The sequence below is a fragment of the Paraburkholderia sp. J67 genome (assembly GCF_905220265.1).
GTDB lineage: Bacteria > Pseudomonadota > Gammaproteobacteria > Burkholderiales > Burkholderiaceae > Paraburkholderia.
Map to the genome: position 1 here is coordinate 235,723 of NZ_CAJMZK010000009.1, position 12,436 is coordinate 248,158.

The 12,436-nt window shown below is 62.8% G+C and carries 13 protein-coding genes; 3 read left to right on the top strand and 10 right to left on the bottom strand.

From position 1 onward, the window contains the following. Positions 1-62 precede the first annotated feature (62 nt). The 5 genes from U5782_RS19105 to U5782_RS19125 form a co-directional block, all read right to left on the bottom strand. Entirely contained in the window at positions 63-908 is an 846-nt protein-coding gene (locus U5782_RS19105) for an SDR family NAD(P)-dependent oxidoreductase (protein WP_322045424.1), read from the bottom strand. Positions 909-967: 59 nt separating this feature from the next. Next, positions 968-1,537, bottom strand: a complete 570-nt coding sequence (locus tag U5782_RS19110; protein WP_322045425.1) for a TetR/AcrR family transcriptional regulator — start codon at positions 1,535-1,537, stop codon at positions 968-970. A gap of 114 nt (positions 1,538-1,651) precedes the next feature. Continuing rightward, the gene (locus U5782_RS19115) at positions 1,652-2,173 is read right to left on the bottom strand and encodes an ureidoglycolate lyase (RefSeq protein WP_322045426.1); all 522 of its coding nucleotides are present in this window, start codon (positions 2,171-2,173) and stop codon (positions 1,652-1,654) included. Between the two features lie 13 nt (positions 2,174-2,186). Continuing rightward, complete coding sequence (gene alc / locus U5782_RS19120; RefSeq protein WP_322045427.1) at positions 2,187-3,203, bottom strand: allantoicase; 1,017 nt, start codon at positions 3,201-3,203, stop codon at positions 2,187-2,189. A gap of 62 nt (positions 3,204-3,265) precedes the next feature. Continuing rightward, positions 3,266-4,600, bottom strand: a complete 1,335-nt coding sequence (locus tag U5782_RS19125; RefSeq protein ID WP_415914365.1) for a C4-dicarboxylate transporter DctA — start codon at positions 4,598-4,600, stop codon at positions 3,266-3,268. Between the two features lie 313 nt (positions 4,601-4,913). On the opposite strand from U5782_RS19125, the gene U5782_RS19130 reads away from it, so the two are divergent. Further along, positions 4,914-5,624 carry a FadR/GntR family transcriptional regulator gene (locus U5782_RS19130; protein ID WP_322045428.1) on the top strand — a complete coding sequence of 237 codons (711 nt, stop codon included), beginning with the start codon at positions 4,914-4,916 and terminating at the stop codon, positions 5,622-5,624. Between the two features lie 175 nt (positions 5,625-5,799). Here U5782_RS19130 and U5782_RS19135 read toward each other — a convergent pair whose 3' ends face one another. From U5782_RS19135 to U5782_RS19155, 5 genes are all read right to left on the bottom strand, one after another. Continuing rightward, the gene (locus tag U5782_RS19135; protein WP_322045429.1) at positions 5,800-6,027 is read right to left on the bottom strand and encodes a hypothetical protein; all 228 of its coding nucleotides are present in this window, start codon (positions 6,025-6,027) and stop codon (positions 5,800-5,802) included. A gap of 258 nt (positions 6,028-6,285) precedes the next feature. After that, positions 6,286-6,537, bottom strand: a complete 252-nt coding sequence (locus tag U5782_RS19140) for a hypothetical protein (RefSeq protein WP_322045430.1) — start codon at positions 6,535-6,537, stop codon at positions 6,286-6,288. A gap of 216 nt (positions 6,538-6,753) precedes the next feature. Next, positions 6,754-7,518: an ABC transporter ATP-binding protein gene (locus U5782_RS19145; RefSeq protein WP_322045431.1), complete on the bottom strand. Its 765-nt coding sequence runs from the start codon at positions 7,516-7,518 to the stop codon at positions 6,754-6,756. Beyond that, on the bottom strand, positions 7,515-8,396 hold the full coding sequence (locus U5782_RS19150) for an ABC transporter permease (protein WP_322045432.1): 882 nt from the start codon (positions 8,394-8,396) through the stop codon (positions 7,515-7,517). The genes U5782_RS19145 and U5782_RS19150 overlap by 4 nt, the downstream gene beginning before the upstream one ends. Before the next feature lie 12 nt (positions 8,397-8,408). Then, positions 8,409-9,443: an aliphatic sulfonate ABC transporter substrate-binding protein gene (locus U5782_RS19155; RefSeq protein WP_322045433.1), complete on the bottom strand. Its 1,035-nt coding sequence runs from the start codon at positions 9,441-9,443 to the stop codon at positions 8,409-8,411. Between the two features lie 297 nt (positions 9,444-9,740). Here U5782_RS19155 and U5782_RS19160 point away from each other — a divergent pair, with 297 nt between their 5' ends. After that, on the top strand, positions 9,741-10,985 hold the full coding sequence (locus tag U5782_RS19160) for an acyl-CoA dehydrogenase family protein (RefSeq protein ID WP_322045434.1): 1,245 nt from the start codon (positions 9,741-9,743) through the stop codon (positions 10,983-10,985). 5 nt (positions 10,986-10,990) lie between these two features. Next, positions 10,991-12,412, top strand: coding sequence for an LLM class flavin-dependent oxidoreductase (locus tag U5782_RS19165; protein WP_322045435.1), 1,422 nt, complete (start codon positions 10,991-10,993; stop codon positions 12,410-12,412). The last annotated feature ends 24 nt before the right edge of the window (positions 12,413-12,436 follow it).

Below are 12,436 nucleotides of genomic sequence, written 5' to 3' on the forward strand. Positions count from 1 at the left end.
AGAATGACGGGCGATCTCCAGTCCATCCGGTCTCGCCCGCAGACACAGGTTGATCGCCCCGCTCACTGCGGATTGAACCCGGCTTTACCCGCCAGCATCACGGATTCGGCGAGTGCCTTCTGTGCCTTCAGATTCGCGAGGCTCTGCGCATAGCCCGCTTCCAGCACTGCGTAGGCATCCCCGCCGAGCACCGTTCGCAGCGGCGGCTGCGGCATCTGGCTGATCGCATAGATGGCTTCGGCCATTTTCACGGGGTCGCCCGACGCCTGGTCGTCGCCCACCGCCTTGATCTGCTGGCGAAGCTGGCCGACCACGCCGACCTGATAGTCGGCGAGTTCCTGAGTCCAGCGGATATTGGCCACGAAGTCCGTCTTGATCGATCCCGGTTCGATGATGATCGTCTTGATGCCGAACTCTGCGATTTCCTGGCTGACCGATTCGGCAAAGCCTTCGAGACCGAACTTGGCGGCGTGATACATCGAACCGCTCGGGAAACAGGCACGTCCTCCCATGCTGCTGATATAGATCAGGACTCCATGCTTTCTTGCGCGCAACGCGGGCAGGAAGGCGCGCGTGAGCTGGATGGGCGCGAGCAGATTTAGCGCGAACTGTTGCGCAATTTCGGCCTCGCTCATTTCCTCCATCGCACCGATAACCGCGCCGCCCGCATTGTTGACGACGACATCGACATCGGCATGGCGCGCCACAACGGCTTGCACCTGCTCGCGATCGGTCACATCGAGCGCCTCCACTTCCAGCAAATCCGGATGCTTCTGCTTGAGCGCGCGCAGCGCGTCGACGCGGCGCACCGCGGCGATCACCCGATGCCCCGCCGCCAGCACGGCTTCGGTGAGGGCGAGACCCAGGCCGCCGGAGGCGCCGGTGATGAACCACTTCTGGCTAGACATGATGAAATGCTCCTTCCAAATAAATGAGCACTTACGCACTCAACTAAATAGCAAAATTTTTACGACGTGATGGCGCGCCAAAGCACGCGAAAACCCAGTTGCCGATGACGCTCGGCTTCCTTGGGAAACTTGTCCACGTATTCGATCGTCGTGTCGGCGATGTGCTCGATCACGGACGAAAGAAAGGCGACCGGCGCGTCCACCAGCACGCCATCGCGCACGCCATCCTCCATCATCCGGGGGATCGCGAGAAACGCCTCCATACCCTGCGCGCGGGTTTCGTCCAGCAATTGGCCCGAAGCCGCCAGCCGCGCGACGGCAACCCGTCCGGCCGCGTTGGCCAGGCCCCAGCCCACATAGCGCTGGAAAACGTGCTCCATGCGTTGCCGGTAGTCCGCGTCGTGCGGATAGTCGGGCATCACGGTATCCGCGAGACTTTGCTTGAGGTGCAGATAGACCTCCTGGAACAGCACTTCCTTGTTCTCGAAGTAGGTGAACAAGGTGCCTTCGGCCACGCCCGCACCCCGGGCAATGCTCGACGTCGTGGCCATCACGCCCTGATCGGCCACGGCCTGCGTTGCCGATTGCAACAGGGCATCGCGTTTTTCGGGGCTCAAAGGACGTGCCATAACGTGGTCGCAGCAAAATAGAGTGAGTAGGCACTCAATTATATTGGCGTTTTGAAGAAATGCAAGCGGTCGGGTTGCCTGCAATGTCGCAGGCCCACCCGACCACGACAAATGCTAGCGAACGACGCCTGCGCCCGCCGGTGCATGCAGTTCCAGCACGAGATCCAGATCCTCCTCGTCGCAATTCGGTTGCGCGCCGCCACGATCGACGACGAGAAAATCGCTGACCCGATCGAAGGCGAGCAAAGGATGGTGCCAGACACCCTTCGCGTAGTTGACGCCCTGGGTGCCGTCGACCCAGAACGCCCGCAGGCGCGACGAATCGAGTTCGCCCGCGGGCGCGACCACCACGGCGTAGCGCGTGTGCCCGAGCGGAACGAACGCCTGACTGCCGAGCGGATGCCGCTCCATCATCGCGATCGCCACGGGCCACGTGCGCGGTTGCGCGCGGAACACGTTGACGAGCGGACGGCCGCCCGCCTCGCACACGTCGATGGAGGCGAGATCATGAAAGCGCTCGGTCGTGCCGCCGTTGATCGGAAAATGCCGCGCGCCGTCGAGTTCGATCACATCGCCGAACGGCGCGAACGCTTCACGCGTGAGCGGTTCCAGTTGCAGGGCAAGTGCGGTAGCCATCGCCGTCCTCCACTCAGACGAGTTCGCCCCACAGACGCAGGCGCGACACGCCGCCGTCCGGGAAAATGTTGAAGCGCACATGCGTGACCGGGCCCAGCGCGGCCAGGCCGGTTTCGAACACATGCTGCTTGTCCATTTCCAGCTTCTGCTCGCCGAGCAGCACCGGCCAGAACATCGCCTGCGTGACGAGCGAGTCGTCGGTGCCGCCCGTCACGGTCGCGGCTTGCAGCGAGCAGCGGTCGGGATAATTGCCCTTGAAATGCGCCGTATCGACTTCGATCTTGCGGATGATGCCCGGCCGCGCCAGCGCCACGATCGCCCAGTCGTTGCCCGGCTCGCGGCGGCGGCGCGTTTCCCAGCCGTCGCCCATGTTCACACCGCGCCCCGGCATCAGCAGGGTCGACGCCATGCCGAAGTGTTGATTGTTCGCCGCCACGAGATACGCGCCGTTCTCGACTGCCGCGAGATCGACGAGACTGCCCTTCTCCACGTTGTTCCAGTCGCGCCTGGGCTGGCCATACACACGCAGACGCGCGAGCCCGCCATCGGGATAGAGATTCACGCGCAAATGGGTGAACGCGCGCGTGTCGCTCACTTCGATGTAGTGATGCTGGTTGCCTTGCAGCGTCGTCGCGGGAACGACGGTTTGCCAGTCGGCGTTCTCGGGCGGCGCTTCGTCGCCGCTCTCCGCGTAGCACGCCTCGATCGAGGCGGCCGGCGGGAAGTTGCCGGTGAAGTGGCTCGTATCGAGATCGACGCCGTAAATCACGCCGGGCCGGGCCAGCCGCACCACGCAATAATCGTGGCCCGTGGTGCGCTTGCGGCGCGTTTCCCAGCCGTCCATCCACTTGCCGTGATCGTCGTATTTGCCGGGGATGAAGACTGCGGGCTGGGACTCCAGCATGCGTTCCTTGGGCGCAAAAAACTCGTCGCTCGCGACGATCGCGCGTGCGCCAAGGCGGTCATCCGCGAGATTCATGTAACGGCGCGTGAAGGCCGGAGCGTTGGGATCGAGCGTCGGGATAGCCATGTTCGTCTCCTTCAAATCAGATAATCAGTTATTCGAATCAATTGTGCGCGATGCTGAGGCGCTCAAGCATGTGCCGCGTTGCCGCCCAGCACGCCGTCATGCACGGCGACTTCGGCTTCGCTACCCGGCACATAAAGAAAGCCTTCGTCGAGATTGAGCACGTGTTTGGCGCGCGCCTTGTCGATGTCGTGCTCCCAGACTGCGACGACCACCGTCGCCACACAGTTGCCGATCAGGTTCGTGAGTGCGCGAGCGATGCCGACGAACCAGTCCACCGGCAGGATCAGCACGAGGCCGAGCACGGGAATGGCGGGAATCGCGGAGAGCGTCGCGGCGAGAATCACGATCGCCGAGCCGGGAATGCCGTGCGCACCTTTCGACGTGACGAGCGAGACCAGTACCACCACGATCAGGTCATGCAGCGAGAGCGGCGTGTTGGTCGCCTGGGCGATGAAGATCACGGCCAGCGTGAGATAGATCGAGAAGCCGTCGAGGTTGAACGAGTAGCCGGTCGGAATCACGAGGCCGACGGTGGAGTCCTTCACGCCCATGAATTCGAGCTTGCGCATGACCTGCGGCAGCACCGCATCCGAAGAAGCCGTGCCGAGCACGATCGACAGTTCCTCGCGCAGATAGCGGATCAGCTTGAAGACGTTGAACCCGGCGAGGCGCATCACCACGCCCAGCACCACCGCGACGAACACGATGCAGCTCGCGTAGAACACGATCACCAGCAAGCCGAGCTGTTTGAGCGAGGCCACGCCGTACGTGCCTGTCGTGAAGGCGATCGCTCCCAGCACGCCGAACGGCGCGAGCTTGATGATGAAGCCCATGACGCGGAAGAACACTTGCGCGAGTTCATCGACTAGCGCATTCACGCGCTGCGCCTTCGGGCCGAGCAGCGAGAGCGCGCTGCCGAACAGCACGGAGAACACGAGAATCTGGAGAATGTCGCCTTTCGCGAACGCGTCGAACGCCGTATCGGGAATGATCTTCAGCAGGAACCCGGCGGTGTCCTTGAGGCTCTTGGCGTTCTCGGTGTAGGTGGCGAGCGAGGCGGCGTCGAGCGAATGCAGATTCACGTTCATGCCCGCGCCCGGACGCGTGACATACGCGAGCACCGCGCCGATCACGAGCGCCACGGTCGTCATCGCTTCGAAGTAGATCACCGACTTCAGACCCACGCGGCCCACCTTGCGCAGATCGCCCGCATGCGCCATACCGCTCACGACCACGCAAAACACGATCGGCCCGATCACCATCTTGATGAGCTTGAGAAAGCCGTCGCCGAGCGGCCGCAGCGACTGGGCGAAATGGGGAAACACCGCACCGACGACTATGCCCAGCACCAGGGCGATCACCACCCGCCCAAACAGCGAATTGAAGAACTTCGTCACGACTTTCTCCTTGGTCGAAGGGACCGGGCGCTGTGGCGCCCAGCCCCGCCCCATGCAAGGCCCGCAAGGGAGGGATCAACTGTTCCGACTGGTCTGACCAGTGTTGTTATGGTGGATAGTAGAAAGCCGATATAGTGGAGTCAAGGCGTCAAAAAAAAGTGTTTACCCTTGCCCGGATTGATCGGATGAAGGCAAAACGCCGGCGCTGCCCGTCCGCGTTTGCCCCGCTCCCCCCGTTCGTCGTGCTTTTGCGCGTCTCACCGCCGGGGCCGGACTACAATACCGGTCAGACCACGCGAGCCCCCGCCATCCGATGAAGAACCTTCCGCATACCGTCACCGACGCCGCCATCGCCACGATCCGCGAACGGATCGAGGGTGGCGTGTACCCGGTCGGCAGCCTGCTCCCGGCACAGCGCCAGCTTTCCGAGGAACTGGAGATCAGCCGCGCGTCGCTGCGCGAGGCGCTGTCGACGCTGGAGGCGCTCGGCATGCTGACGATTCGCGCTGGCAAGGGGGTGTATGTGACGAGCGCGCAGGCCGCCAGCGCTCATCCGTGGCGATTCGCCGATCAGACCTCGCTGCCGGACACCTATCAGATGCGCTATGCGCTCGAAGGCTTCGCCGCGCGCATGGCGGCGCTCGCGATCAGCGATGCGGATGTGGTCTGGTTCGAAGCGAATCTCGAAGCGCTGCACGAGGCGCTCAGTTGCGACGAACTCGACGAAGCATCGCAACTCGACTTCGACTTTCACATGCGCATCTTGAGTCTCGCGGGCAATGCCGCGATCGAATCGATCCTGCGCAGCAGCGCCGACATCATGAAGGAGAGCCAGCGCATGCCGTTTTACCGGCGCGAGCTCGTGCTTTCGACATACCGCGAACACAGCGCCATCGTGGCCGCGCTCAAGACGCGCCATCCGGCCACCGCAGGCCAGGCGATCGAGGCACATATCACCGCCGCCGCACAGCGCGCCGGGGTTCACTTTCCGGTGCCCGAGGGTTCGGGGGCCGATCAGGGTTGAGCAGGCGTGAGGCACGGCTTCGCGCCATGACGCTCCGTCTAAATTATATGGATTCCGAACTAATATTCGCGATATAAAGGCTGGTAAATCGGAATATCGGCAATTGGCTTGTCGCTTATTGCGGCGAGATATTTTTGCCCGTGCCGCCCGATCAGCGTCGGGCATCGAGCATGGTTTATTTCCTGACGGCTTTGCGCTTGCGCGATTCGGCCTTACGGCATAGATCGGTGAGCAGCCAACGTGCGATCACCTCTGGACGGTTCGCGCCGAATGTCGCGAACTTGATCTCGTTTTCGAAATAGACGATGACGCTACCCGTCATCACCCGATAAGTCCCGGTATAACTCACTCCATCCACGTCCACATGCAACGGATGGGTGGTTTCATATTCTGCAGAAGCCAAGGTATTACAATAAGTGTCAAAAGTATGACGATATCGCTTAGCTCGGCATTCGGTCAATTGAATATGCGTTTTGTTTCATATTTAGCGTAATTGGCAGGATCATTCACGCCCCACCCTTTCTTTACCTTTCATTTTCTATGGCACGCCGCGAGATTTATTGCATCACGGCTTGTTTGAATGATTGCGTGCCTGGCCATTTACCGCGCAATGCCGGACATAGACAGCGTTCCGGCACAGCCAGAACGCCGTGTCGCGTCATCAATGACGATCGCGGTACATCGCGGCCTGATCAAGCTCGCCCTTGGCTTGACGGAGCAGTTCTTCGGCGCGCGACGCATGACCGCCAAAGTCGTCGTGATTGTCTTTGCGCGCGGTCTCGATGTGAGCGTAGCTCTGGTCGATCAACTGTTGCGCCTGCTCCAGGTTCGGGTAGCGATTAGTCGGTGCAGCGAAGGCGGTCACAGCAGCGGCGGCCAGACCAGACGCGACAAACACGGTTGCGAGTTTCATGGCGTTTCCTGTTATTTGAAAGGGGATCGTAACGGGTCGCGGGCGATGCACACGAGGCGCCGACGTCCGCGTGCTGAAGTAACGGCCCTCGCCTCGCTCGCGCTGACCGCCTTCGCGCGCTCTTTGGTAACCCACAATTACGGGATTACGCGACCATCCACTCATTCATGAAACGCTGGTATTACCGTGTTTTTTTGGGATGAAAGCCTGGTTCCCTTACGGCGAAACTGCCGCGACCGATGCTTCAAGTCGATCGAGCAGGATCGCGCGCAACGGATGTCCGGCCAGTTCCTCGCGCCGCCGTGGACGGTGCATCTCCACATCGAACTCGCGACTGGCGGGCCGCCCCGCTTCACCACTCGCAGGCTCCAGCAAGACGATACGATCGGCGAGATAAAGCGCCTCGTCGATGTCGTGCGTGACGACCAGCGCGGCCATGCGATGCGCCTCTACGATCGTCAACAGCAGTTGCTGCAAGCGCATGCGCGTCATCGCATCAACCGCGCTGAACGGTTCGTCGAGCAGCAGCAAGCGCGGTTGCGCAAACAGGCCGCGCGCAATCGCCACCCGCTGCGCCATGCCGCCCGAGAGATGCTTGGGCCAACGTGCGCCATCATCGGCGCGCAAGCCGACTTCTACGAGCAACGCGTGCGCACGCACAAGTGCCGCGCCGCGTGCGCGCTCGGGAAACGTGATGTTCTCGGCCACATGCAGCCACGGCAACAAGCGCGGCTCCTGAAAAATGACGCCCGCAAGCGGCGACGGCCCGCGCTGCGTCACACCATCGAGTGACACCGTGCCTGTGAAATCTCGATCGAGGCCCGCCACGATACGCAGCAACGTGCTCTTGCCGCAACCGCTCGGCCCGAGCAGCGCCGTGATCTTTCCAGGCGCCAGCGTGAGGCGCAGGCCGTCGAGAATCGCCCGATCTCCATAGCGCTTGGCGCGAATGTCGACGTCGAGTAATGCAGCGTGCGTCATGCGGACTCTCCTTCCACGGCGGTATCGCGCCACGCCAGCACGCGCGCTTCGAGCGCACGCAGGGCGCTATCGGTCAGTTTGCCGAGCAGACCCAGCAGAATAATGGCGCCGAATACGATATCGGGCCGCCCCGTCTCGCGTCCGTCGCTGAGCAAATAGCCGAGCCCGCGCGTTGCCGCGATCAATTCGGCGGCCACGACAAACATCCACGAGACGGCCAGTCCCATACGCAGCCCCGTGAAGATCTGCGGTAGCGCGGCGGGCAGGAGGATACGCAGAAAGAGCCGCCACGACGGCAAGCGATAGATCGCGCCCAGTTCCACGAGCTTGCGGTCCACGTTGCGGATGCCGGACACCACGCTCAGATGCACAGGAAAAAACGCGCCGATTGCGACGAGCGTGATTTTCGGCGCTTCGTCGATGCCCATCCACAGCAGCAGCACCGGCACCCAGGCAAGCGACGGAATCGCACGCAGCGCCTGAAAACTGGGGTCGAGCAAGGCGTCGAGCCGGCGGCTCAGCCCCATCGCCGCGCCGATCGCAATAGCCAATAACGCACCGATGCCAAAGCCCGCCGCCACGCGCGCCGTACTGGCCGCGATATGGCGCAGCAGATGTTCGGCGCCCAGTTGCCAGAGCGCCTCGGCGATCGACGATGGTGCGGGCACGAGGTTATCGGGCAACACGTGCGCACGCACCAGTCCTTCCACCGCGAGCAAAAACGCGACCGGCAGCAACGCACCGGCGATGCGCCAGGCGCCCGAGAGCGCGGGCGCAGGCGCAGGCGTGTGCGCAACCGGTTCCGGCAGCGCGCGCGCATCGGTCTCGCTAACCCGTGCGGGCCGTAGCGTGCGCACGGCGGTTTGATCGGTTCCCATCGGCCGGCTCCGTTACGGACGCTGCGCCGAGGCCAGCGCCGGTTGCGCCGCTTGCGTATCGATCAGCGCTTCGATCACGTGGTTCAGATCGGTGCCGGGTTTCACGAGTTGCTCCTGCGTGAGGATGGGCGCCGCGGCTTCGAGCGCCTTGATTTGCGTGGCGCCCGGCTCCGGCTGGCTGAAGTCGTTGCGGCTCAGTTGCAGCTTCGCGACCGCGAGCGAGACCTTCGAGTCCTCCGCCACGATCTGTGTGGCTTCGTCCGGATGCGCGCCAATCCAGACGCGCGCACGTTCGTAGACCTTGAGCACGCGCGTCACGGCATCGGGATACTGCTTGAGGAAATCTTCCCGAACATTCAGGAATCCCCAGGTATTGAAATCGACGTTGCGATACAGCAGACGCGCACCGTTATCGATCTGTGCAGCCGCCATATGCGGATCGAGTCCCGCCCAGGCGTCCACCTGGCCATTGACGAGCGCCGTGCGGCCGTCGGGATGCTGAAGATTGACGATTTCCACGTCATCACGCGTGAGACCCGCCGTGTGCAGCGCGCGCAGCGTGAAGAGATACGGATCGGTGCCCTTGGTGGCGGCGATTTTCTTGCCCTTGAGATCGGCCAGCGTCTTGATCGGCGAATCCTTGCTCACGACCAGCGCAGTCCATTCTGGCCGCGAAAAGATATAGACAGTCTTGATCGGATTGCCGTTGGCCTTGGCCAGCACTGCCGCGAGCCCTGCCGTCGAGCCGATGTCGATCGCGCCGCTATTGAGGTACTCCAGCGCCCGATTGCTGCCGAGGCTCAGCACCCAGCGCACCTGCGTATGATCCGGCGCGAAGGCCTGCTCCAGCCAGCCGTTGCGTTTGATCACCAGGCTTTCCGGCGAATAGTAGGCGTAGTCGAGCTTGATTTCAGTGGGCGCTGCGCCCGCGGCCCACGCCGAAACAGCCGGTGCCGTGACGAGTGCGAGCGCGGCGAGCTTGCGCCATCCACGCAGCGGCGCCGCAATTCGACGCCATAGCGACAGTTTGGTCGTTTGATCTTGCATCTGGTTTCCCCTTGTTATGCGTAGCGTATTGGGCAGCATGGCCGCGTAATCTCCAAGCTTAGAAAATTCCGCGCTGGAGCAGAACCAAGATTCGCTCACATGGAAAGCAGAGAAACCGATATTCGCGCCACGCTGCAACATCGCTTGCGCTAATCCATTGCACCGATATCGTTTCGAGAATCCGTTATTGGAACGCCGCTGCGCGCCTTTTTATACTCATCGTTCACGCCATCGGAGGCCGTTCGTGGCCCTGCCCGTTGCGCCTCCATCGACGAAGACAGTAAAGAGGAAGACAGCATGAGTACATCCCGACCCGACATCGCACTGTCCACGGGCACCGATTACGACACTCTCGCGGCCCGATTCCGGCCGCTCTTCGCCGAGATCGCGCGCGGCGCGGCCGAGCGCGACCGCGAACGCATCCTGCCGCACGAAGCCATTGCCGCACTCAAGGCCGCGGGATTCGGCGCGGTACGCATTCCCGTGCAACATGGCGGCGCGGGTGCGTCGATCCCGCAACTGTTCCGCCTGCTGATCGAACTGGCCGCCGCCGATTCGAATCTGCCCCAGGCGCTGCGCGCGCATTTCGCCTTTGTGGAAGACTGGCTCAACGCCCCTGCCGATGCCGATCAACGCGCCTGGTTCGACCGATTCGTGAGCGGCCAGATCGTCGGCAGCGCATGGTCGGAAATCGGCAACGTCGCCGTGGGCCAGACGAATACGAAAGTCTCGCAGCGCGACGGCCGCTTTCTGCTCAATGGTTCGAAGTACTACAGTACGGGCAGCATCTACGCCGACTGGATCGACGTCTACGCGCAACGCGAGGAAGACGGCAGCGACGTGATCGCCGCCGTGAGCACACAGCAGGCGGGCGTCGTGCGCGAGGACGACTGGGACGGTTTCGGCCAGACCACGACGGGTAGCGGCACCACGGTTTTCAAGGATGCCGTGGTCGAAGCACGCAACGTGATCGACTTCTCGCGCCGCTTCAAATATCAGACCGCGTTCTATCAACTCTTTCACGTCGCCACACTGGCGGGCATCGCCGAAGCGGTGAAGCGCGACGCGGCTACGTCGGTACGCAATCGCACACGCGTCTATAGCCACGGTAATGCGCCGCATGTAAGCGAGGATGCGCAGATCCAGCAGGTCGTAGGCGAAATCGCCTCGTGGGCCTATGCCGCTGAAGCGGTGGCGCTGCAATCGGCCGAACCGGCGCAGCGTGCCTACGTGGCCCGCTTCGGCGGCAACGACGAAGTTGAACACGCCGCCAATGTCGAAGCGGAAATCGCCTCGGCACAAAGCCAGATCGTGACCTCGGAACTCGCGCTGCGCGCAGCAACACATCTGTTCGACGCGCTCGGCGCGTCGGCCATCAGCAAGCGGCTCGGACTCGACCGCCACTGGCGCAATGCGCGCGCGGTGTCGTCGCACAATCCGCTCGTCTACAAGGCGCGCATCGTGGGCGACTGGGCCATCAACGACACGGAACCGCCCTTCGTCTGGCAGATCGGCAACGGCCCCGGCCGTGGGAGCAAGTGAATACCATGAGCAAAACTATCCGCTTCAACGCTTTCGAAATGAACTGCGTCGGCCATCAGTCGCCTGGCTTGTGGCGCCATCCGCGCGACCGTTCGTGGCAGTACAAGGACCTCGAATACTGGACCGATCTCGCGAAGATTCTCGAACGCGGCATCTTCGATGCGATCTTTATCGCCGACGTGATCGGCTATTACGACGTCTACAAGGGCAGCAACTATCACGCGCTGCACCAGGCCGCGCAGATTCCCGTCAACGATCCGCTCCAGCTTGCCGCGCCGCTCGCGCTGGCGACCGAGCACCTGGGCATCGGCATCACGGCCTCGACGAGTTTCGAGCACCCCTACACCTTCGCACGACGTCTTTCCACGGCCGATCATCACACCAAGGGTCGTCTCGCCTGGAACGTGGTGACCTCATACCTCGAAAGCGGTGCGAAGAACGTGGGCCAGGGCGGTCTCGCCGATCACAACAACCGCTACGAAGTCGCGGCCGAATATATCGAAGTGCTTTACAAGCTCTTCGAAGGAAGCTGGGAAGATGGCGCAGTCGTACGCGACCGCGAGAAAGGCGTCTTCACGCATCCGGAAAAGGTCCACGAAATCGGCCACAAGGGCAAATACTTCGAAGTGCCTGGTTATCACCTGTGCGAGCCGTCGCCGCAACGCACGCCGGTGCTGTTCCAGGCGGGCGCGTCCGGTCCCGGCAAGACCTTCGCGGCCCAGCACGCCGAATGCGTATTCGTCGCCGCGCCCACGCAAACGCTGCTGCGCGACTATGTTGCTGAGGTGCGCCGCCAGGCCACGCTCGCGGGCCGCGACCCGCGCAAGTTACTGATCTACAACCTCGTCACGGTCATCGTCGACGAAACCGACGAGAAAGCCCAGGCGAAGTTCGAGGAGTACCAGCGCCACGTCTCCTACGATGGCTCGCTCGTGTTCATGTCCGGCTGGACCGGCATCGACTTCGGCCAGTACCTGCCGACCGATACGGTGCGCCGCGTAGAGACCAATGCCATCGTCTCCGCCGTCGAACATCTGGCGGGCGGCGACAAGGCGTGGACCATCGAGGAACTGGCGCGCTGGGGCGGCGTGGGTGGCCTGGGGCCGGTGTTCGTGGGCTCGCCGTCGACGGTGGCGGACATTCTCCAGCAATGGGTGGAGCATACCGACGTCGACGGCTTCAATCTGGCCTACGCAATCGCGCATGAAACCTTCGAGGACGTGGTGCAGCATCTGGTGCCCGAATTGCAGCGGCGCGGCGTCTACCCGCGCGAGTACGCTCCGGGCACGCTGCGAGAAAAGCTCTTCGGCAACAGCGCCAGGCTGCCCGACGAACATCCCGCCGCGCAGTATCGCGACATCGAACGCGTGAAACGCGAAGCGGCTGCCACGGCAACACCCGCCACGGAAACCGCAGAAACGGCCTGACGCCATCTGTCCCGCGCTGCACGA

What these genes read in the sequence shown, in the direction of transcription:
- U5782_RS19105 (WP_322045424.1), bottom strand. Translation starts at nt 908, where the DNA reads ATGTCTAGCCAGAAGTGGTTCATCACCGGCGCCTCCGGCGGCCTGGGT.
- U5782_RS19110 (WP_322045425.1), bottom strand. Translation starts at nt 1,537, where the DNA reads ATGGCACGTCCTTTGAGCCCCGAAAAACGCGATGCCCTGTTGCAATCG.
- U5782_RS19115 (WP_322045426.1), bottom strand. Translation starts at nt 2,173, where the DNA reads ATGGCTACCGCACTTGCCCTGCAACTGGAACCGCTCACGCGTGAAGCG.
- alc (WP_322045427.1), bottom strand. Translation starts at nt 3,203, where the DNA reads ATGGCTATCCCGACGCTCGATCCCAACGCTCCGGCCTTCACGCGCCGT.
- U5782_RS19130 (WP_322045428.1), top strand. Translation starts at nt 4,914, where the DNA reads ATGAAGAACCTTCCGCATACCGTCACCGACGCCGCCATCGCCACGATC.
- U5782_RS19140 (WP_322045430.1), bottom strand. Translation starts at nt 6,537, where the DNA reads ATGAAACTCGCAACCGTGTTTGTCGCGTCTGGTCTGGCCGCCGCTGCT.
- U5782_RS19145 (WP_322045431.1), bottom strand. Translation starts at nt 7,518, where the DNA reads ATGACGCACGCTGCATTACTCGACGTCGACATTCGCGCCAAGCGCTAT.
- U5782_RS19150 (WP_322045432.1), bottom strand. Translation starts at nt 8,396, where the DNA reads ATGGGAACCGATCAAACCGCCGTGCGCACGCTACGGCCCGCACGGGTT.
- U5782_RS19155 (WP_322045433.1), bottom strand. Translation starts at nt 9,443, where the DNA reads ATGCAAGATCAAACGACCAAACTGTCGCTATGGCGTCGAATTGCGGCG.
- U5782_RS19160 (WP_322045434.1), top strand. Translation starts at nt 9,741, where the DNA reads ATGAGTACATCCCGACCCGACATCGCACTGTCCACGGGCACCGATTAC.
- U5782_RS19165 (WP_322045435.1), top strand. Translation starts at nt 10,991, where the DNA reads ATGAGCAAAACTATCCGCTTCAACGCTTTCGAAATGAACTGCGTCGGC.